The organism is Aliivibrio sifiae, assembly GCF_002954715.1.
GTDB lineage: Bacteria > Pseudomonadota > Gammaproteobacteria > Enterobacterales > Vibrionaceae > Aliivibrio > Aliivibrio sifiae.
Map to the genome: position 1 here is coordinate 566,811 of NZ_MSCP01000001.1, position 22,184 is coordinate 588,994.

General features: G+C 38.9%; 20 protein-coding genes. 15 read left to right on the top strand and 5 right to left on the bottom strand.

What is annotated here, in order from left to right:
- Positions 1–46: 46 nt before the first annotated feature.
- Together BTO23_RS02550 and BTO23_RS02555 are read left to right on the top strand one after the other, a co-directional pair.
- Complete coding sequence (locus tag BTO23_RS02550; RefSeq protein WP_105062884.1) at positions 47–850, top strand: hypothetical protein; 804 nt, start codon at positions 47–49, stop codon at positions 848–850.
- A 132-nt stretch (positions 851–982) separates the two neighbouring features.
- Complete coding sequence (locus BTO23_RS02555) at positions 983–1,780, top strand: alpha/beta fold hydrolase (protein WP_060991428.1); 798 nt, start codon at positions 983–985, stop codon at positions 1,778–1,780.
- A gap of 66 nt (positions 1,781–1,846) precedes the next feature.
- Here BTO23_RS02555 and purU read toward each other — a convergent pair whose 3' ends face one another.
- Entirely contained in the window at positions 1,847–2,680 is an 834-nt protein-coding gene (purU, locus tag BTO23_RS02560) for a formyltetrahydrofolate deformylase (RefSeq protein ID WP_060991427.1), read from the bottom strand.
- A gap of 247 nt (positions 2,681–2,927) precedes the next feature.
- Between purU and yoaA the strand changes: the two genes are divergently transcribed.
- The 7 genes from yoaA (at position 2,928) to rnd (ending at position 10,540) form a co-directional block, all read left to right on the top strand.
- The gene (gene yoaA, locus BTO23_RS02565; RefSeq protein WP_061002879.1) at positions 2,928–4,889 is read left to right on the top strand and encodes a DNA repair helicase YoaA; all 1,962 of its coding nucleotides are present in this window, start codon (positions 2,928–2,930) and stop codon (positions 4,887–4,889) included.
- Positions 4,890–4,896: 7 nt separating this feature from the next.
- Positions 4,897–5,598 (top strand): tRNA (adenosine(37)-N6)-threonylcarbamoyltransferase complex dimerization subunit type 1 TsaB, encoded by a 702-nt coding sequence (gene tsaB, locus BTO23_RS02570; protein ID WP_060991425.1) that lies wholly within the window; start codon positions 4,897–4,899, stop codon positions 5,596–5,598.
- 53 nt (positions 5,599–5,651) lie between these two features.
- Positions 5,652–5,966, top strand: a complete 315-nt coding sequence (locus BTO23_RS02575; RefSeq protein WP_060991424.1) for a hypothetical protein — start codon at positions 5,652–5,654, stop codon at positions 5,964–5,966.
- A 20-nt stretch (positions 5,967–5,986) separates the two neighbouring features.
- On the top strand, positions 5,987–6,535 hold the full coding sequence (locus BTO23_RS02580; protein WP_060991423.1) for a Slp family lipoprotein: 549 nt from the start codon (positions 5,987–5,989) through the stop codon (positions 6,533–6,535).
- A 5-nt stretch (positions 6,536–6,540) separates the two neighbouring features.
- Positions 6,541–7,410, top strand: coding sequence for an alpha/beta fold hydrolase (locus BTO23_RS02585; protein WP_105062885.1), 870 nt, complete (start codon positions 6,541–6,543; stop codon positions 7,408–7,410).
- Positions 7,411–7,592: 182 nt separating this feature from the next.
- Positions 7,593–9,275, top strand: coding sequence for a long-chain-fatty-acid--CoA ligase FadD (gene fadD / locus BTO23_RS02590; protein ID WP_105062886.1), 1,683 nt, complete (start codon positions 7,593–7,595; stop codon positions 9,273–9,275).
- Between the two features lie 143 nt (positions 9,276–9,418).
- The gene (gene rnd / locus BTO23_RS02595; protein ID WP_061030141.1) at positions 9,419–10,540 is read left to right on the top strand and encodes a ribonuclease D; all 1,122 of its coding nucleotides are present in this window, start codon (positions 9,419–9,421) and stop codon (positions 10,538–10,540) included.
- 77 nt (positions 10,541–10,617) lie between these two features.
- Here rnd and minE read toward each other — a convergent pair whose 3' ends face one another.
- From minE to minC, 3 genes are read right to left on the bottom strand one after another with little or no spacing between them, the layout of a single operon-like run.
- Positions 10,618–10,878 carry a cell division topological specificity factor MinE gene (gene minE, locus BTO23_RS02600; RefSeq protein WP_060991419.1) on the bottom strand — a complete coding sequence of 87 codons (261 nt, stop codon included), beginning with the start codon at positions 10,876–10,878 and terminating at the stop codon, positions 10,618–10,620.
- Between the two features lie 2 nt (positions 10,879–10,880).
- On the bottom strand, positions 10,881–11,693 hold the full coding sequence (minD, locus tag BTO23_RS02605) for a septum site-determining protein MinD (protein WP_060991418.1): 813 nt from the start codon (positions 11,691–11,693) through the stop codon (positions 10,881–10,883).
- Between the two features lie 24 nt (positions 11,694–11,717).
- A complete protein-coding gene (gene minC / locus BTO23_RS02610; protein WP_060991417.1) occupies positions 11,718–12,383 on the bottom strand; it encodes a septum site-determining protein MinC in 666 nt (221 codons plus the stop codon).
- A 183-nt stretch (positions 12,384–12,566) separates the two neighbouring features.
- Between minC and BTO23_RS02615 the strand changes: the two genes are divergently transcribed.
- Both BTO23_RS02615 and BTO23_RS02620 read left to right on the top strand, forming a co-directional pair.
- Entirely contained in the window at positions 12,567–12,851 is a 285-nt protein-coding gene (locus BTO23_RS02615; protein ID WP_060991416.1) for a YcgL domain-containing protein, read from the top strand.
- Positions 12,851–13,825 (top strand): lytic murein transglycosylase, encoded by a 975-nt coding sequence (locus BTO23_RS02620; protein ID WP_060991415.1) that lies wholly within the window; start codon positions 12,851–12,853, stop codon positions 13,823–13,825. Before BTO23_RS02615 ends, BTO23_RS02620 begins: the two co-directional genes overlap by 1 nt.
- 129 nt (positions 13,826–13,954) lie before the next feature.
- On the opposite strand, the gene mnmC is transcribed toward BTO23_RS02620, so the two are convergent.
- The gene (gene mnmC / locus BTO23_RS02625; RefSeq protein ID WP_060991414.1) at positions 13,955–15,997 is read right to left on the bottom strand and encodes a bifunctional tRNA (5-methylaminomethyl-2-thiouridine)(34)-methyltransferase MnmC2/FAD-dependent 5-carboxymethylaminomethyl-2-thiouridine(34) oxidoreductase MnmC1; all 2,043 of its coding nucleotides are present in this window, start codon (positions 15,995–15,997) and stop codon (positions 13,955–13,957) included.
- Positions 15,998–16,117: 120 nt separating this feature from the next.
- Here mnmC and fabB point away from each other — a divergent pair, with 120 nt between their 5' ends.
- From fabB to BTO23_RS02645, 4 genes are all read left to right on the top strand, one after another.
- Positions 16,118–17,329 (top strand): beta-ketoacyl-ACP synthase I, encoded by a 1,212-nt coding sequence (fabB, locus tag BTO23_RS02630; protein WP_060991413.1) that lies wholly within the window; start codon positions 16,118–16,120, stop codon positions 17,327–17,329.
- A gap of 147 nt (positions 17,330–17,476) precedes the next feature.
- Positions 17,477–18,607: a 4-phosphoerythronate dehydrogenase gene (locus tag BTO23_RS02635; protein ID WP_105062887.1), complete on the top strand. Its 1,131-nt coding sequence runs from the start codon at positions 17,477–17,479 to the stop codon at positions 18,605–18,607.
- Positions 18,607–19,620 (top strand): aspartate-semialdehyde dehydrogenase, encoded by a 1,014-nt coding sequence (locus BTO23_RS02640; protein WP_061002867.1) that lies wholly within the window; start codon positions 18,607–18,609, stop codon positions 19,618–19,620. The genes BTO23_RS02635 and BTO23_RS02640 overlap by 1 nt, the downstream gene beginning before the upstream one ends.
- 208 nt (positions 19,621–19,828) lie before the next feature.
- Positions 19,829–22,184 (top strand): FimV/HubP family polar landmark protein (locus tag BTO23_RS02645; RefSeq protein ID WP_281260236.1); only part of this gene is annotated, 2,356 nt, incomplete at its 3' end.

The window sequence follows — 22,184 nt, forward strand, 5'->3', positions numbered from 1 at the left end:
GTATATCCATTGCACTGCCAGTGTCAATATAAGACAGGATCAAAACGTGGATGTAAAAGCTGAATGTAAAAAGGTTGCGCCTGCGTTTGTTCGTCGAACGGATCGTTTTATTCAACTCGGTTTACTTGGTACTGCAAGTATTAAAGAGCAAAAAACGTTAGATAAGAACACTGCTCTTTTTATGATATCAGGACAAGGGAATTTATCTGTATTTAACCGATTATGCCAACAACGTTATCTAGAAGAAGTACCACCTAAACCTGTTGATTTTATTAATTCGTTAAGTAATACCGCAGGGTTTTATATTGCAAAATTTCTAGATCTTGAAAGTAAGAATCTTAATTTGGCCCAACAAGGGTTTGTGATCGAAAATGCGTTGCTATTAGCTAATGCAAATCTATCAAGTAAGAGAGAAGACCGCATTTTACTTGGTGGAGTGGATGAACGGGTTGATGTGAATAATAACCCTCATGGCTATTTAGATTTACCTACCGAAACCGCACTGGGAGAAGGTTCTAATTGGATGCTACTGAGTGCAAATAAGCAAGATGCACTAGCAACAGTTGATGTGTTAACGTTAGCATTTGATAGTACTGGAGTTATTGAATACGTTAATAATCAAGTAGAGGTAACTCATGTCGCATTTGGGCAGAGAATGCCTAATTCCTGTTCTGAATTAATATTATCTAGTATTAATATTCCGCCGTTTGAATGTAATGAAGTTGCTGATTTTTATGAAACTAATGGATTGTTTGTATTAAATAGTTACATAAAATCAAAGCAAGGTTGTTTGGCTTATATTGACTATTTTAATGATATTTATAGAGTAATAACTCTTAATGTCGTCTAATAAATCAATAGTTTAAGTACATTTTGTTACTGCATGTCAGGTTTTTGTTCGACTACTTCTTTGTGAGTATTCATTGGCGATGTAGGATGGTATAGTCTGCGTTATATGTCTTTTCTAATTAAAGTAGAGTGAATGTCTAATTCTTTGTTATTTCATAGAACCTATGAGCATGAATCAAGCGCCAAATGGGTTGTGTTTGTTCATGGTGCAGGGGGAAGTTCAACAACCTGGTTTAAACAGATCGCCGCTTTTAGAAAGAACTTTAATGTCTTACTTATTGATTTACGTGGGCATGGTCGTTCAAACCACTTCTCTCAGATTAAAGAGTTCATTAATAAGCAGTACTCTTTTAAAGTTGTCAGCCAAGATATTATTGATGTTCTTGATCACTTAAATATCAAATCAGCCCATTTTGTTGGAATGTCACTTGGTACGATCATCATTCGCAACTTAGCAGAATTGGCTCAAGATAGAGTAAGCTCTATGGTTTTGGCTGGTGCGATTACTCGTTTTAATTTTCGCTCTCAATTTTTAATTAAAATGGGGGATATGACGAAAAACATCATGCCTTATATGTGGCTATATAAATTGTTTTCTTATGTTGTAATGCCACAGAAAAGTCAGAAAGAATCACGTCATATTTTTACTCGTGAAGCCAAAAAATTATGCCAGAAAGAGTTTAAACGTTGGTTTAAATTGGCGGCTGATGTCAATCCATTGATGCGATATTTTAAAGATAAAGAATTAGCGATTCCAACATTGTATGTGATGGGAGCAAATGATTATTTATTTATGAAGCCAGTAGAGGAAATGGTCGCGGTGCATAAACACAGTCAATTATTACAGATCCCTGAATGCGGGCATGTGTGTAATATTGATAGACCAAAAGAATTTAATAAGCATGCGATTGATTTTATTGCAGCTCAATAAAATAAGAATTTAATATAAAAACGGCGATCATCATGATCGCCGTTTTTCTTTCTTTTTTTGAGAAGGTTAAAGGATAACGGTTTTGTTTCCATAGACAAAAACGTGGTCATTTAATACTTTCGCTAATGCTTTACTTAATACTGACTTTTCTACATCACGACCGGCCATTGCCATATCTTCTGCACTGAAGTTATGATCAACAGGGATAACATCTTGCTTAATAATTGGGCCTTCATCTAAATCATTAGTAACAAAGTGTGCGGTTGCTCCAATGATTTTAACACCGCGGTCATACGCTTGCTGATACGGTTTTGCACCAATAAAAGCAGGTAGGAAACTGTGGTGAATGTTGATGATTTTTTTAGGGAATTGAGCAACAAAGTTTGGTGTTAATACGCGCATGTATTTTGCTAATACGACATATTCTGGGTTGTATGAATTAATCACATCCAACATTTTTTCTTCATGCTCTTCACGAGATAAGCCTTGGTGACAAACATGATGGAAAGGAATATCGAATTTTTCGATTAATCCACCTAGCGTGTCGTGATTACCAATAACCGCAGCAATTTCGATATTCATCGCACCTGAATAAGCTTTAATTAAAATATCACCAATACAATGTGCTTCTTTTGTAACTAGAATCACGACTTTCTTGCAAGGTTCAGATACTAATTTACGATGGCTGCCTTCCGGTAAAGCTTGGTCAATATCAAGTAAGAAGGTTTCGTCATTGAAAATGCCTTCTAGTTCAGTTCTCATAAAAAACTGACCCGTAACGTTATCTACGTATTCATTATTGTGAACAATATTAAGTTGATGCTTATAACAAATGTTCGTTATTTTGGCGATTAGCCCACGAGAATCAGGGCAATCCGTTAGTAATATTTTCTTTTCCATTTTATCTCTCGTGCTCACGAAGTGTTGTCTATTAATTTGATATACCTATGGTTGTACCGATAAAAGAAGGATAGGTAAAGCGTTTTTCATCGAGTAAAATTTAAAATATAAATACGAAAACTCATCAAAGCTTATGGTTATATAGATATATTAATAAATATCCTTCAGGAAACTTAACGTTTAGTTTCTGCGAAAATCTTGGCATAATCCCAATCTTATTTTAAATTCACGATGAATGTAGGTTGATATGATTGCCAAGATTTTTTCTTCTTCAGGCGCGTTAGGTAAAGCCATTCCTGGTTTCCAACCTCGTCAACCTCAACTCGATATGGCTCATGCAGTTCATGACGCGATTAAAAATGGCACTCAACTTGTTGTTGAGGCTGGTACGGGTACAGGTAAAACTTTTGCTTATCTTGTTCCTGCATTGGTGAGTGGAAAAAAAACCATCATCAGTACGGGTTCAAAAAACCTACAAGAACAACTCTTTCATCGTGATCTCCCTTTAATGACGTCATCTCTTGGTTTTTATGGTCAAGTTGCATTATTAAAAGGGCGTTCAAATTACCTTTGTCCTGAGCGCTTAAATCAACAGTTAGTTGAAAGCCATACGCCACAAGCTAACCCTGAACTATTAACTCAGTTAGTGAAAGTTCGATCTTGGTCATCTGAAACGAAAACGGGTGACTTAGGTGATTGCACCGCTATTGCAGAAGACAGCCCCATTATTCCTTCAATAACCTCTACCAATGACAATTGTTTAGGTAAAGATTGCCCGAGTTTTGAAGATTGTTTTGTGGTGAAAGCACGTAAAAAAGCAATGGATGCGGATATCGTGGTGGTTAATCATCATCTATTTTTGGCTGATTTAGCGATTAAAGAAACCGGTTTTGGTGAATTAATCCCTGAAGCCGATATCTTTATTTTTGATGAAGCACATCAGTTACCAGACATCGCAAGCCAATATTTTGGTCAGAACCTTTCTAGTCGTCAATTAACTGAATTAGCGAAAGACATTGAGATCGGCTATCGCACTGAAGCCAAAGACATGCGTCAGTTACAAAAAGTGGCGGAGCGTTTGGCCGGTGCTGCGATGGATCTTCGTATTATTTTAGGGGATACCAGTTTTCGTGGTAATTGGCGTGAGGCAATAAAATCACAAGCAGTGCAGCGTGAAATTGTACGAATTAATGATGCCTTTGAATTAGCTCATGATGTATTGAAGTTAGCATTAGGTCGCAGTCAGTTGTTAGATGCGGCTTTTGACCGTTGTGCGTTATTGAAAAATCGTTTAGAGCGAGTATGTGATACAACGATTAGTGGTTATTCATATTGGTATGAATGTACTCCTCGTCATTTTAGTTTGAACATTACGCCATTATCTGTGGCTGATAAATTTAAAGAACATTTAGCTGAGAAAGAAGGCGCTTGGATATTTACGTCAGCGACGTTGGCTGTAAATGATGATTTTTCGCATTTTACCCAACGTTTAGGGTTATCTCCTAAAAAACAGTTTACGTTACCAAGTCCATTTGATTATCAAACTCAAGCGTTATTGTGTGTGCCTAGATTTTTGCCAGAGCCAAACAGTTACGGGATTGCTGATAAGTTGGTTGAATTGCTACAGCCAGTAATTAAACAAAATAATGGGCGTTGTTTTTTCTTGTGTACGTCACATCAAATGATGCGTGATTTGGCAGAGCAATTTAGACAAACGCTTGATCTTCCAGTGCTAGTGCAAGGAGAAACCACTAAGCAGCAATTACTGTCTGAATTCATGGAATTAGGTAATGCATTATTGGTGGCAACAGGTGCTTTTTGGGAAGGCATCGATGTTAGAGGTGACGCCCTAAGCTGTGTTATCATTGACAAACTTCCTTTTACCGCACCAGATGACCCGCTATTAAAAGCGCGTATTGAAGATTGTCAGCTAAGTGGAGGTGATGCCTTTGCACAAGTTCAAATTCCAGATGCGGTGATTACCTTGAAACAAGGTGTTGGTCGACTTATTCGAGATACAAAAGATAAAGGGGTATTGGTGATTTGTGATAATCGTTTGGTAACAAGACCTTATGGTTCAATATTTTTGCAAAGTTTACCACCAATACCACGAACGCGAGATTTACGTAATGTGTCTGAGTTTTTAGCAAAAGCGAATCAGACCAATGAAAATGAATCAGAAAAACAAGAAGCCATTTTAGAAGATTGAGGCATTAATGAGCGCAAAAATTTTAGCGGTAGATACCGCCACTGAAAACTGTTCTGTTACATTGATTGTTGATGGGAAAGTCTATTCTCGACGTGCAGTGGCACCGCGTGAGCACACTATTAAAGTACTTCCTTTTGTTGATGAAGTATTAAAAGAAGCGGGTGTGCGCTTACAAGAATTAGATGCGTTAGCATTTGGTCAAGGTCCTGGTAGCTTTACCGGTGTTCGTATCGGTATTGGAATTGCTCAAGGTTTAGCGTTTGGTGCCGATTTACCTATGGTGGGTATTTCTACATTAGAAGCGATGGCTCAAGCTGGTTACCGAGTGCACGGTGCAACGCAAGTTGCCGCGGCGATTGATGCGCGTATGGGTGAAGTATATTTTGGTATGTATCAACGTAACGATGATGGTACTTGGACCTATAATGTCGCTGAAACGGTTTCTGCTCCTGAAGGGCTTGCAATGTATTTACCTGAACAATCAGGTGAGTGGTTAACTGTTGGTACTGGTTGGGATGCTTACACAGAAACATTAGTTGAATTACCATTAGAGCGTAAAGCATCAGATGTGCTTTACCCAGATGCTGAAGACATGGCATTACTTGCACAGCAGAAGTTTGAACAAGGTTTGGCCTTGCCAGCAGAAGAATCTGCGCCTGTTTATGTTCGTGATACTGTGACATGGAAAAAACTTCCAGGTCGTGAATAATAAATAAATGGGGATGCAGTTCCCCATTTTTTGATAAATAAAGAAAGGTCACTATGGTATCAATTCATGGGCTACCGCCAGCATTAGTACAGAATCAAAAGGTACAAAAGCAGCAAGCCGTTGGAAAGAAAAGTCAGGTTAAGAAAACAAGTGGCAGTAAGGCCATGGTTGCTCAACCATCCAAAGTGGCTACTGCGATCACTAATCAAGTAAAACAACTCAACGCATCTGAATACGCAAATTCCCGTATCCATTATGATTTACCAGAAGGTGGAAATCGTAAAGCGATGGAAGAGTATATGGACATTATGTTGCAAAAACGCAGAGAGGAACTTGCACAGCTCGTTGGTGTCGATCTGTATATCTAAACATTAAATTAAGGATATTTATGAAATCTTCATTATTATTTCTTTGTGTTCTACTTCTTGCTGGTTGCAGCTCTCTTCCTAAAGATTTAGCATCATCTCAAGCTAATACGCTAATTGAGTATGATGCGTTTGTCACTGCCGCTCAAAATGATGACATTGCTGAAGTTCGCTTAGGTGGTGTTATTGCTCGTATTGATAATCTAAAAGATACGACTCGCATTGAAATTGTGAATCTTCCTATCTCTTCATCGGGTAAACCGGATCTCTCTCAAGAGCCAAATGGACGTTTTGTTATCTATCTCAATGGTTTTATCGATCCTGTTACTTATTCTGTCGGTCGATTAGTGACGGTCTTAGGCCAGTCAGGGGGGATTGAAAAGGCAAATGTTGGAGAGTTTCTGTATTCTTTTCCTGTGATAAAAGGCTCAGCTTTGCACTTATGGCAAATTCAAGAGTACGTAATTAGCAATGACATCAATATGAGTTATATGCCTTGTACTGGTGCTCGCTGTCTTCATCAACGTAGTATTGAAAGCCGACGTGGTAAAGTCGTACAAGAAGTGAAATAAGTACGATGATTTCATTTCAAGAGTCTACTTTTTCGTTGCATCATGGCTTATTGGCCGTAATGGAAATTAAGCCAAAAGAAATTGATCAGACATTGGTGTTTTTGCATGGTTGGCAAGATAATGCTGCAACGTTTAAAACGACAATGGAAGCGTATGCGAAACACAATCCTCAACATCATTTAATTGCTGTTGATTGGTTTGGGCATGGGTTATCAGATCATAAAGGAAATGATAACTTTTATCATTTCTTTGACTATGTTGACGATCTTCATCAAATCATTTTGCACATTAAATTAGAAAAAGTGGTTTTAATTGGACACTCTTTAGGGGCGTTAATTGCCAGTGTTTATTGTGCAGTATTTCCTGAGAAAGTTTCTGGATTAATGATGATTGAAGCATTAGGCCCATTGAGTGAGGAAGAAAATGAAATTTCTGATAGGTTACGCCAAGGGATCTTAAGTCGTCAGCGTTATCGTAATAAACCTCAACGAACATTAAAAGATCGTCAGTCTGCAATTGAATTGAGATCTAAAGTTAATCAACTTCCAGAGCATCTTATAGAGCCGATGGTCGTTCGTTCATTAGCATCAAGAGATGGCTATGTGAAATGGACAACGGATGCAAAAGTAAAATGTGATTCTTTATATCGAATGAGTGAAGCGCATGCTTTATCATTACTCTCAAAAATAGAGTGTCCGGTAATGACTGTTATTGGCAATGATGGGTATGGTCATTTAAAGCAAAAATCTCACCGTTATCGTTATATTTCAGATTTTGAATGTTATCAAATAGAGGGTGGGCATCATTGCCATTTAGAATACCCAGATCAAATTAGTACTCACATTGGTGCTCTTGTTAACAAAGTGACTACATAGCTGCTTCACATATTTAAAAAAAGTCTCCATTTATGGTTAAATAACAACCGAATGGAGAATTGATAATAAAATTAGTTGACTATACTTGTAGAGTAAATAGTCTACTCGTAAAAGTGATAATGATCACTGTTTTGAACTATTGCTAAAAGAGCAATAAGTCGCATATAGAATAGGAGAAAAGCGTGGATAAAGTTTGGCTTTCACGTTACCCAGAAGACGTACCAGCAGAAATAAACCCTGATCAATACAGCTCGTTAGTTGATATGTTTGAGCAATCGGTTCATAAATATGCCGATCAACCAGCATTTATTAATATGGGTTCAGTAATGACATTTCGTAAGTTAGAAGAGCGCAGTCGTGCTTTTGCTGCTTATTTACAAAATGAACTGAAACTGAAAAAAGGCGATCGCGTTGCTTTAATGATGCCAAACCTACTGCAATACCCAATTGCATTATTTGGTGTGCTGCGTGCAGGTATGGTAGCGGTAAATGTTAACCCACTTTATACTCCGCGAGAGTTAGAGCATCAATTAACAGACTCAGGTGCTGCGGCAATTGTTATTGTGTCAAACTTTGCTAGTACGCTAGAAGAGATTGTAGATAATACGCCAGTAAAACATGTAATTCTAACTAACTTAGGTGAACAACTTCCTCGTGCAAAAGGCACAATTGTTAACTTCGTTGTTAAGTACGTGAAAAAAATGGTGCCAAAATATGACCTGCCAGATGCGACATCAATGCGTAATGCATTACGTAAAGGTCGTAGAATGCAGTACATTAAGCCATTTATTGATAGCCAAGACTTAGCCTTTCTGCAATACACTGGCGGTACTACAGGCGTAGCAAAAGGCGCAATGCTGACTCACCGTAATATGATTGCTAACGTAATGCAGGCGAAAGGCGCTTACGGTCCAGTTCTAACTGAAGGTCGTGAGCTGATTGTAACGGCTTTGCCTCTTTATCATGTATTTGCATTAACCGTAAACTGCTTATTGTTTATTGAAATGGGTGGTCGCAACCTATTAATCACGAATCCACGTGATATCCCTGGTTTCATTAAAGAACTACAGAAATACCCATTTACTGCAATTACTGGCGTAAATACGCTGTTTAATGCTCTAGTGAACAACGAAGATTTTCATGAGTTAGATTTCAGTAACCTTCGCCTATCTGTAGGTGGTGGAATGGCCGTGCAACGTGCCGTTGCTGAGAAATGGCAGCAGCATACTGGTTGTTACTTATTAGAGGGTTATGGCTTAACTGAGTGTTCGCCACTGGTTGCTGCATACCCTCACAACCTAACGTCATACAATGGCTCAATTGGACTACCGGTTCCATCAACTGAAGTTCGAATGGTGGATGAAGAAGGTCATGTGGTTGCTAATGATCAAGTGGGTGAGCTGCAAGTGCGCGGTCCTCAAGTGATGAAAGGCTACTGGAATCGTTCTGAAGCAACGAAAGATATGATCACAGAAGACGGTTGGGTAAGCACAGGTGATATCGTTAAATTTGATGATGAAGGCTTCTTACATATCGTCGATCGTAAGAAAGACATGATTTTAGTCTCTGGTTTTAACGTATATCCAAATGAGATTGAAGATGTTGTTGCTCTGCACGGTAAAGTCTTAGAAGTTGCAGCAGTCGGTAAACCACACCCAACATCGGGTGAAGTGGTTCGAATTTGTGTAGTTAAGCGTGATCCAAGCCTTACTAAAGATGAACTTATAGCACACTGCCGTAAACACCTGACAGGTTATAAAATCCCTCGTATTGTTGAGTTCAGAGATGATCTTCCAAAAACAAACGTAGGTAAAATTTTGCGTCGTGAACTGCGAGATGAATATAAAGCAGAAGAAAATGCATAATTTAGTTACTATATAGAAACATGATAATGCCAGCCTATGATCGCTGGCATTATTTTTATAATAAATATAAATAATAGAGACAAGATAGCTTAGTTTTTTTAGAGGTTAAGCTATCTTGCCTTATTCATTCTTAAGGAAGAATCGTGGAATTTGAAATCGTTACGCACAGTCAGCGTTTAGCTGAGATTTGCCAGCAAGCAAGTCATAAACCTTTTTTAATGTTAGACACTGAGTTTGTACGTACGAGAACTTTGTATGCTCGTTTAGGTTTGATTCAAATGTTTGATGGTGAAACGTTGGCGCTAGTAGATCCAGTTGAGATTGATGACTTAACACCACTTTGGGATTTACTGAAAGACAAAAGTGTAACTAAAGTACTTCATGCTTGTGGTGAAGATTTAGAAGTGTTTCAACATTATGCGGGTTGTATGCCAACCCCAATGATTGATACTCAAATTATGGCGGCATTTTTAGGTTATGGTCTATCAACAGGTTTTGCAAAACTTGTTTCTGATTACTTAGGCGTAGAGCTTGATAAAGGAGAATCTCGCACAGATTGGATGGCTCGTCCTTTATCTGATAAGCAATTGGACTATGCTGCAGCAGATGTACATTACTTATTCCCATTATTTGAAAAGCTACAAGCAGAATTAGCTCAGACAGAGTGGACTGACGCAGCATACCAAGAATCGACTCTTGCCGTAAGAAAACGTGAAAAGCAACCGGATGCAGAGCAAGCGTATCGAGATATAAAGAATGCGTGGCAATTGAACCCTAAGCAATTAGCGATCTTAAAAATGGCTGCAAAATGGCGTTTAGAAGAAGCAAGAAAACGTGATTTAGCGGTGAATTTTGTTGTTCATGAGCTGAGCTTATGGAAATTAGCGCGTTTTGGCTTACGCAGTAAAGAGCAAATGCTAAAAGAAGCTTTTGACCCAAGAGAAGTGCAGCGTCATGGTGGGAAGTTATTACGTTTTACCTACTTAGCTGATGATCTTCCTGCTGATGAGTATCCAGAAGTGATTACGCGCTTAATGGATTACCCAGGTTATAAACAAATATTTAAGTTATTAAAAGATGAAGTTAAAGAAGCTTCAGAAGAATCAGGTCTAATGCCTGAGTTTTTAGCGTCTAAAAAGCAACTAAACCAGTTATTATCTTGGAAGTGGAAAAAAGGGTGTGCACCAGAATGCAAGCCAGATGTTGTTCAAGGGTGGCGTGGTAAATTATTAGAGGCTCGTTTTATGTCGGTACTTGAGAAATAATACCAAGCATATATGTTGATTAAAAAAGGGTGACTACGATAGTCACCCTTTTTAATATGCGATATCAATCATGGAGATTAATGGTCATCTTCTGGCAGAGTCACATTCAGTTCTAATACTGATAAGTCTTCTTCTTTTTGTTCAAGAGACACCGTTACCATATCAGGACTTACGTTTACATATTTACTGATCACTTTAAGAATATCTTCTTTTAGTTGTGGTAAATATGAAGGAGCAGGGCCGCCATTTCGACGTTCTGCAACGATGATCTGTAGCCTTTCCTTAGCTATGTTAGCAGTGGCTTTTTTTTGTGGTCTGAAAAACTCTAGCAATGCCATGCTTAACCTCCAAATAGTCGTTTAAAGATACCTTTCTTCTCTTCTTCTAAGAAGCGGAATGAAACTTCCTTGCCTAACAGACGGTCTACTGCATCTTGGTACGCAGAGCCTGCATTTGATTCTTCATCAAAAATAACTGGTACACCTTTATTTGATGCATTCAGTACAGATTGGCTTTCAGGGATAACCCCTAAAAGTGGAATGTTTAGAATTTCTTCTACATCACCCACACTTAACATTTCGCCTTGGTTTACACGAGCAGGGCAGTAACGAGTGAGTAATAAGTGTTGTTTTACTGGTTCAAGAGCATCTTCAGCACGGCGAGACTTAGAATCTAAGATACCAAGAATGCGGTCAGAATCTCGAACAGAAGAAACTTCAGGGTTTGTTGTGATAATTGCTTCGTCGGCAAAATACAATGCCATAAGAGCGCCAGCTTCAATACCCGCTGGAGAATCACAAATAATAAAATCAAAGTTCATAGCGATAAGTTCATCAAGAACTCGACGTACACCATCTTTAGTTAGTGCGTCTTTATCACGAGTTTGAGAAGCTGGAAGGATAAATAAATTACCTACACGCTTATCTTTAATTAATGCTTGGTTTAGTGTTGCTTCGCCATTGATTACATTTACAAAATCATAAACAACGCGACGCTCACAACCCATGATTAAATCAAGGTTACGTAAACCAATATCAAAATCGATTACTGCAGTTTTCTTGCCAGCCAGCGCAAGACCGGATGCAATAGCAGAACTAGAAGTAGTTTTACCTACGCCGCCCTTGCCTGAAGTCACAACGACAATACGTGCCATTTTTATTATTCCTTTTCTGTTGTGCTATAACGTGAGGGTATCGATCTGAATACGGTCTTCGACCATAGTGATCATGACATTTTGATGCCAATACTCTTTGTCAATTTGGTCGCTTAACCAATAATTACCTGCAATGGAAATCAGTTCAGCTTGTAAGTTTTTACAGAATACTTTTGCTTCTGTTTGTCCACTTGCACCAGCAATCGCTCTGCCTCGCAAGGTTCCATGTATATGTATACTACCATCAGCAATAACTTCGGCCCCAGGACTTACATTATTTAAAATCACAAGATCAGCATCTTTTGCATACACTTGTTGTCCTGAACGAATTGGTGTTTTTACTACCATCGTTGGTCGCATATTGGCTTTTTGTGTTACTTGTTGAGGTGTAAAAGAGGTCATCACAGCAAAACCAGCAGCGGTTGCTTGAGCCTGTTTGTTTTTATCTTTGCAGCCTGTGATCCCAACAGGGATCATACCAGTGCGTTCGACACCAGATTTTAGATCAACAAAGTTAATTTCATTCGATACATTTTCAATATTGACAACAACGGGCGCAGAAGCAAAAAATGAAGGTGCTTGAGCTACTTTTTCTTCAAGCATACTTAGGGCTTTTGCGATGTCATCATTAGGTAAATGTAATACTGAAAGGGTGAAATTACTGCCCTTTAAATCGGCTGTTTTTGTCATGCTATTCTGTATCTTGATAAATTTAATACCACAAATCTGATACCATGTTATAGTCAGTTTGACCGCACAGCAAGTTATCTTATTGTCTTAAGTGTACTTTTTAGCAAGGCTCTCATCAAATAGACATTGATTGAATGTGTTAAGTTGAGAGCAGGATCAATCCTTTCAAAAATAGGTTATAAAATGTTCTGTTCAGTTTATAAAAGTACTAAAAAACAGGGTGCTTATCTTTATATTGAGAAAAAAGATGACTTTACTCCTGTTCCTAAAGAACTAATGGGTATGTTTGGTACTCCTACCATGGTTATGGTGGTAAATTTAGCGGGTAGAACATTGGCTTCAGTTGATGTTGAAAAGGTGAAAACAGCAATAAAGGAAGAAGGTTTCTTTTTACAGCTTCCACCACCGCCAGAAAATTTGCTTGAAAAATATAAAAAAGATAAAGCAGCACGAAAAGAGAGTGAATAATGAAGAAAAAATTACTGCTAGGGATAGTCAGTCTGCTCATGGCAACATCAGTTACAGCAAATACTCCAGAAGGGGAATTTCAGGATTATATTGTAGAATTAAAAAATGAAGCAAGAGAAATTGGAATTTCAGAACCAATCCTTGAGCGTGCATTTAAAGATATTGCATTCAAAGAAAAAGCGGTCAAATCAGATCGTAATCAACCAGAAAAAAAATTAACGTTAGATGAGTACATTCCACGCGCTGTGCCGAAGTGGAAAATCAAACAAGCAAACGATTTATATCAAAAACACTATAAAGAATTGAACCGTATTGGAAACGAGTATGGCGTTCAACCTCGTTTTATTGTTGCATTATGGGGGGTTGAAAGTAACTTTGGTAAGTTAACTGGTGGATATAATGTGATAGAAGCATTGACGACGCTAGCTTATGACGGTCGCCGTGAAGAATTTTTCAAAAAACAAACGATGGCCGCATTAACCATTTTACAGCAAGGTCATATTACGCCTGAAAACATGAAAGGTTCATGGGCCGGAGCAATGGGACAGTGTCAATTTATGCCGACGTCGTTTTTAGCTTATGCCGTTGATGGTAATGATGATGGGCGTAAAGATATTTGGACTACCGAAGCAGATGTATTTGCTTCAGCTGCAAATTATTTAAAACAAGTGGGCTGGGATGATACTTATACTTGGGGTCGTCAAGTTCAATTACCTGAATCTTTGGATACAGAGAGCCTAAAAGGGTTGTCTGAAGAAAAAGGTAAGACGTTAGCTCAATGGCAAGAACTTGGTGTTCGTCGTCTGACTGGTAAAGCGTTACCTGATGTAGATATCGAAGCATGGTTGGTGCAACCCGATGACAAAGACGGCCGTGCTTACCTTGTTTACAATAATTACCAAGTCTTAATGGATTGGAACCGTTCGCATTACTTTGCGTTAGCGGTGAGCCATTTGGCAGATTCGATTAAGTAACAGATAAGAGTTCAGATCGCTTCGCTTAAAGGATTCAGGGGAGTTTGCTGTGAGTTTATCGCTTACAACGAACCCCCTGAAACCTGAAAGGGAGTTGGCGATCGACCTAGTCCCTATTCTTACTTTCTCTTAAATATCCAACGGTTTCCCTTTCAGTAATCTTCTCACCCATAATCTCCCCGGATGCAAGCCTTCAAGTACTGAATTTGGTAATGGAATTGGGTCACCCATGATCTGTGATGCTAAGGTCTCTGCCAATAATGGTGCAGAACTTAATCCTCTTGAACCTAAAGTCAGCATACAGAATAAACCTTCATAAACAGGAATATCTTTCGCTTCACGTAACCAGTGGCGTTTTTTATAGATATATTTATATTCTTCTTGCATATCTTCAAAGCGAACCACATTACCAAGAAATGGCAGATGATCACGACTGGCACAGCGAATACCTACACGGGCTTGATTACTTGATGTATCAGCTTCTTTTACCCAAGCTTCATTAGGGATGCATTTATGTAAGCGTTCGCCATTTTCAATTTGGTCAGACTCTTTAAACGCTAAGTCTAAATCACGACGATCATAACTCGCGCCAATACAGTGAGTTTGATGCTTAGTATTTTCAGGCGTTAAGTACCCGTCATAACACAGCACGGTTTTTAATTGTTTTAATGATTCTGTTGTAGGGATATGACTTACCTGTCCACGAACGGGTGTTGCAGGGATGTCTTTAGTTTGTTCAAAATCAGTGAAGCGGTGTCCGTTTGCAACAACCACGGCCTGATGTTTATTTATTTTCTCACCAAGAATAAGGTTCCATTGCTTATCATCCATTTGAGTTAATTGAGTAACTTCAGCGTTATTATTCAGAGTGAATAATGGATTTTTCGATAAGTGAGTAAAAAGACCACGAGTCAATTGTTTTGGGCATAACCAACCACCAAGAGGGTAATGTACGCTTTCCATATTGATTGGTAAGCCAACATGTTGAGCGGTTTCTTCTTTATTAAATGCAGTAACTAACTCATTAGGAAAATTCGCTGTTAGCATTTTATTGAGTTTATTTTCTGATTTATCATCCCATTTTAGCTGTGTTACACCACACCAATCATGATCAAACTGGAACTGTTGTGCTACTTGGTCGATAAATTGGCGAGCGAAGATAAAACCGGGAGCAAAGAAGCGAGACAGTGAATTATATTTCTCATTTAATAAAGGATATACCGCTCCTTGTTGGTTTCCTGAAGCACCTTGTGCCGCTTTTTCATCTTTGCAATATACGGTCACGCTAACACCACGACGAAGTAATGTTGTTGCTAGTGTCGCACTGGCAACACCACCACCAATGATAGCGACATCAGTAATATTTTCAGGAGTTGAACGGGCATACCAAACGGCGTGATTTGCTTTTGTTTTACGTTCAGTTAATGTGCCTGCGATCATTTCACGCTTATGGGCGAAACCTTTGACTTTTTTCATCTCAAAGCCAGCTTCAATAAGGCCTCGTCGAACAAAACCCGCAGCAGTAAATGTCGCACATGTACAGTTTTCTTTAGCAAGGCTTGCCATATTATTAAACAAATCTTGATTCCACATTTCTGGGTTTTTACTTGGTGCAAAGCCATCTAAGAACCACGCATCAATCACACCATTATCGTCCATCCAGATTTGTGGCATGCAATCTTTTATGTCACCAAACCAGAGATCGAGTGTTATCATGCCACCTTCCAGTACTAAACGATGACAGTCAGGCACAGCAGCAGGATAATGCTCTTGTAGCTGCTCCGCTAATTCGGCCAGTTCAGGCCACGCTTGATGTGCCTTAATTAAATCTGCTTTGGTCACTGGGAATTTTTCAAAACTAACGAAATGAAGTTCTTTAAGTAGAGCATCAGGATTTTGTTCTCTAAAGGTTTTAAACCATTGCCACACGGCAAGAAAGTTTAATCCTGTACCAAATCCAGTTTCACCAATAACAAAACGACGTTGGTCATATTCTTGCCATCTTTGTGGTAGATGATTTTGTTGCAAGAAAACATATCGTGTTTCTTCTAACCCATTATCGTTAGAAAAATAGACATCACCAAAATCATTAGAGACCGGCGTGCCAGACTCATTCCAATCAAGGACTGCATTTGTGATGCTGTTTTGTGGTAAAGTGTGGTTACGTGACATAAATTTGTACCATTAAAGATAATCTACGTCGGATTTTAACGACTTATAGGAAAGCTGACCACTTTGTTGTGCTATCTTCGCTATTATCTACCAAGATTTATGACTTATTAGGAAAGAATCATGAAAAGAGCCGTAATTACAGGCATGGGCATTGTTTCAAGTATCGGTAACAATGCAGAAGAAGTATTAGAGTCTCTGAAAGCTGGTAAATCAGGTATTAACTTCTCTGAACAGTTCGCTGAAAAGGGTCTGCGCAGTAATGTTTGGGGCGATTTGAAAATGAACCCTGCAGAACACATCGATCGCAAAAAAATGCGTTTCATGGGTGATGCGGCTGCGTTTGCTTACATTTCAATGGAGCAAGCAGTAGCAGATTCTGGCTTAACAGAAGATCAAGTTTCAAATGACCGTACAGGTATCGTTGCTGGTTCTGGTGGTGCATCATCACTAAACCAAGTAAATGCAGTAGATATCTTGCGTGAAAAAGGCGTTAAGCGTGTTGGTCCATATATGGTTCCACGTACAATGGCGTCTACGGTTTCTGCATGTCTTGCAACTCCGTTTAAAATTCGCGGTGTTAACTACTCGATGAGTTCTGCATGTGCAACTTCAGCACACTGTATTGGTCACGCAGTAGAGCTTATCCAATTAGGTAAACAAGACGTAATGTTTGCTGGTGGTGGTGAAGAGCTAGATTGGTCATTAACGATGATGTTTGATGCGATGGGCGCACTATCATCGAAATACAATGACACACCAGAAAAAGCATCTCGTACTTACGATGCCGATCGTGACGGTTTCGTTATCTCTGGTGGCGGCGGTATGGTTGTTATCGAAGAACTTGAACACGCACTTGCTCGTGGCGCTAAAATCTACGGTGAAATCGTAGGTTACGGTGCAACATCAGATGGCTACGATATGGTAGCACCGTCAGGTGAAGGCGCAGTTCGTTGTATGAAGATGGCAATGCAAAATGTAGACAGCGTTGATTACGTGAATACTCACGGTACATCAACACCTGTTGGTGATGCAAAAGAGCTAGGTGCTATCCAAGAAGTATTTGGTGCGAACAGCCCAGCAATCTCTGCAACTAAAGCAATGACAGGCCACGCACTAGGTGCCGCTGGTGTTCATGAAGCTATTTACTCAACGCTAATGCTAGAGCACGGTTTTATCGCGCCAAGCATCAACGTTGAAACATTAGATCCTGCAGCTGAAGGTCTTGATATCGTTACTGAAAAACGTGATCAAAAACTAACAACTGTTATGTCTAACAGCTTTGGCTTTGGTGGCACAAACGCAACGCTAGTAATTAAGAAATACGAAGCGTAATATTTGCGTAAAGCATAAGTAATAAAAACCCAGTTAATTCAATTGACTGGGTTTTTTTATATCTATTTTTTATGACGATACTGATGTTGCTTAATAGAGCGCAGTGATACACTGAATTTATAAACCTAAAGGACAGGTATTGAAAATATGAAAATATTGATTGATGAAAATATGCCTTATGCGGCCGATCTCTTTAGTGAATTAGGTGAGGTTATCGCTAAGTCTGGGCGAACGTTAACTGCTGATGATTTAATTGATGTTGATGCGTTAATGATCCGCTCTGTGACTAAAGTGAATGCGGAGTTATTAAGTAAAGCCAATAAACTGAAATTTGTTGGTACAGCAACCGCAGGTATGGATCATGTTGATCAGGTTTTATTAAAAGATAAAGGAATTTATTTTACAGCCGCGCCTGGTTGTAACAAAGTAGGTGTTGCTGAATACGTACTAAGTTGCATTATGGTATTGGCTCAGCAGCATGGTTTTTCTATCTTTGATAAAACATTTGGGATTATTGGTGCGGGGCAGGTTGGTTCTTATCTTGCACAATGCCTAGGTGCATTAGACATTTCTTATTTATTGAATGATCCGATTAAAGAGCAAGAAGGAGATACTCGTGCATTTGTTTCTTTAGATAAGCTATTGGAACATTCAGACGTTATTACTCTTCATACACCAATTACCCAAGATGGTGAATTTCCAACTCATCATCTTATCGATAAAACTCAATTATCAGTACTTCGAGATAATCAAATCTTAATTAATGCAGCTCGTGGGCCAGTTGTTGATAATCAAGCATTAAAACAGCGTCTATTAAAGCAAGACGGTTTTAAAGCGGTATTAGATGTTTTCGAGTTTGAGCCGCAAGTAGATATGGATTTATTGCCATTACTCTCTTTTGCAACGCCACATATTGCAGGCTATGGTTTAGAGGGGAAAGCTCGTGGTACGACGATGATCTTTAACTCTTATTGTGAGTTTTTAAATCGCGAAGAACGAGCAGATCCACAGAGTTTATTGCCAGTAGCCCCAATCCCTAATGTGACACTAAATCAGCAATGGGATCATTCAACACTGCACAATTTGATTCAGTTAGTCTATGATGTGCGAAAAGATGATGCCGTATTTAGAAAAGAGATCTCAACTGTCGGCGCATTTGATAAAATGCGTAAGGATTATTGGGATAGAAGAGAATACAGTGCTATCACGATCACTGGCGATAAAAACTGTGGTCTTACCCCGTTACAACAACTTGGATTTACAATCGAGGAAGTCTAATGACTCAAGAATTTGATGTTGCCATTCTTGGCGCAACTGGTGCCGTTGGCGAAGCAATTATAAGTGTATTACAAGAGCGTAAGTTTCCTGTACGTAATTTATATCTTTTAGCTTCTGAACGTAGCGAAGGCAAAACAGTTCGTTTTAATGGTAAAACATTAACCGTTGAAAACGTAGAAGAGTTCGATTGGAGCCAAGTACAAATTGGTCTATTTTCTGCAGGTAGTGAACTTTCTGCAAAATGGGCACCAATTGCAGCGGAATCAGGTGTTGTTGTTATCGATAACACATCACACTTCCGTTACGATCACGATATTCCATTAGTGATCCCTGAAGTAAACCCAGAAGCACTTGTTGATTTCCGTAACCGTAACATTATCGCGAACCCTAACTGTTCAACGATTCAAATGTTAGTTGCATTAAAACCAATTCATGATGCTGTGGGTATTGACCGAATTAACGTATCAACATACCAATCAGTGTCTGGCTCAGGCAAAGCTGGTATTGATGAGCTTGCAGGTCAAACGGCTAAGTTATTAAATGGCCTACCAGCAGAGAACAAAGCATACGATAAACAAATCGCATTTAACTGCTTACCACACATTGATGAGTTTATGGATAACGGCTACACCAAAGAAGAAATGAAAATGGTGTGGGAAACGCAGAAAATTTTTGCTGACGATACTATTACAGTAAACCCAACGTGTGTACGTGTTCCTGTATTCTATGGCCATGCTGAAGCGGTTCATGTTGAAACTCGTGCACCTATTGATGCAGCAGAAGCGACTCGTTTACTTGAAGAAACGGATGGAATTGAAGTATTTCATGGTAATGATTACCCAACACAAGTAAGTGATGCGACAGGTAAAGATCATGTAATGGTTGCTCGTATTCGTGAAGATATCAGTCACTCAATGGGCCTAAATATGTGGGTTGTTGCTGATAACGTACGTAAAGGCGCTGCAACGAATGCAGTTCAAATTGCAGAAGTATTAATTCGCGATTATTACTAACAGTAGCGATTAATCTTGATAATTTAAGAGGGTATTATTCGTTGATAAATGGACGTTATAAACTCTGAAATTTAAAGCCTTAGTGAAAGCTAAGGCTTTTTTCTTCCATAAACCACACAGTTTTTACTTAAAAGCTACAGTTTTCTTATTATTATCCGATATAGTTATACAGATATTAATTTTTCATTTTATTAAAGAGGCATCTCTAGTGTCTGACGCATCCAAAAAATTGTTAAAAACGCTAACTCCTTTAGCCTTATTCGTCGCATCACAATGTTCTGTTGCTAATGCCGCAGGTACAATTCAAATCGTAGGCCCAGAAGGAAAGGATCAAACAGTCAGTTCACAGGTCGTGACACAATCACAACCAGCGAGAGCCACAACGACTACAGCAACGGTAATAAAAGAAAGAAAGACGGCTCCGACAAAGGTTTACGGCCCAACAAGGGAAGATGAAACCTTATGGTCTATTGCAAGCCGTGTTAACCCATCGAATACCACATCGGTTCAACAAACTTTACTTGCCATTTATCGCTTAAATCCACAAGCCTTTGAAAATAATAATATTCATGGATTAGAGCCAAATAGCCGTTTGCGATTACCGACACTAGAACAAGTTCGTCGTGAAAATACAGATGATGCAAAACAGCTACTTATCGCTCATAAAAAGAAGCAAGCAGCTCAACATGCATCAGCTCAAAAAACAGTAAGGTCTACGACAACAGAGAAAGCGCCTGTTTCAGTTAAAAAAGAAGTAGCCCCGACGGTAAATAAAGTAAAACCATCGGCAGTAGAGGCAAAACCAACTAAAGATATCATTAAAGTGGCGACGCCTTCTGCCTCTGCTGTGGAATTGAAATCTGAATTAGAAACTACAGAGCAAGAGTTCTCTGCATTACAAGAAAACAACCACCAATTGCGTGTTCGATTGGCTGAAGTTCAAAATGAAGTCGACAACCTAAAAAATTCATTAGGGGATGAAGATCGAATTCGAAGTGAAGTCGAAAAATTCATTAATGAACAAAAGCAACTTGCAGCCGCTGAGAAAAAAGCAGAACCAAGTGCAATGGATAATCTAGCCTCAAGCCCTGGTTTAATTGCTTTGCTTGCTCTAATCCCTGGCGCTTTAATTGCTGGTCTTATTGCTTTCTTCTTATTCCGCCGTAAGAAAGAAGAAGACGAAGAGAGCTCAGAAAGTGCAGCAACAGAGCAACCTTCAGCACTAATCATGCCTGATGATAATTTCAATATGGATGATGATATTCCTGAAATTAGCTTAGATGACGATGATGACCTTTTAGGTGATTTAAATGATGATGAATTCTTATTTGGTGACGATGATTCTGATTCAAATGATGACTTATTTGCTGAGTTTGAAACAGAGAAAAGCACGTCAGATAACGACGACCCATTTGCTTCGTTAGATGATGAAGACAATGATGATCTAGATTCAATGTTATCTGGTGAAGAGCTTGATCTTGATTTAGACCTTGATGGTTTAGATGACGATATTGATATGTCTTCAAGTGCGTTAACTGTTGATGCAGAAGAAAAAGCACTAGGCCTTGAGGAAATGGAAAAAGCACTGAATGATTTTGACAGTGATTTATTCTCAGCAAGCGATTTAGAAGAAGAAGATGATGATTTTGATTTGTCGCTTATAGATGATTCAGAATTATCCGCGTTAGATAAATCGGCTCCAGAACTTGATGATAACGAAGATCTTGAAGGTGGAGAGCTCGATCAATCAATGTTAGATGATCTATTCTCGTCAATGGATATGGAAGATGATTCAGAAGATTCTGAATTAGATCAAGGTTGGGATCTAGACGAAAAAGAAGAAACTAAGCTAGCGCCTGAGCCTATGTCTAATTCTGTAGAAGACGAGTTGGATTTTGATACTTTATTATCAGGAATAGAAGACACTAATAAACTTGATGAAGAACCAAATAAAGGAGAAAGCATCGAGTTAGATAATGATGATATTGATGCCGCTTTGTTTGGTGAGCAAAACGAAGACAGCGTCAATTTAGAGCCTGAAGAAGATGCCACTACATTGTTAGATGAAGTACTTGAGGAATCTGATGATGAAGAGAGTATTGAGCTCGATATTGAAGATGATAGTACAGCGTTACTTGATGAGCTATTAGATGAATCTGATAACGAAGAAGATAGCATTGATTTAGACATCGAAGATGACAGTACCGCATTACTTGACGAATTACTTGGTGATGATGAAGAGCTGAGTGAAGACGATAATGATATTGAACTAGATGAAGACAGCACAGCGCTTCTTGATGAGCTTTTAGCTGATGAGGACGAAGAAGAAACAATTGAATTAGGTGAAGATAGCACAGTACTTTTAGATGAATTGCTTGGCGATGATGTTGAAGAGGAAGAAACTACCTCGGGAAAGAGTGGCGATGATACTGAAGGTGTAGCAGTATCAGAGACACTTTCAGAAGACGCACCTCGTGATGAAGATTGGTTAATTGAAGCAGACGAAGATGAAGATGATGACATTCCATTATTTGAATCTGATACAAAACAAGATGATGTTTCTC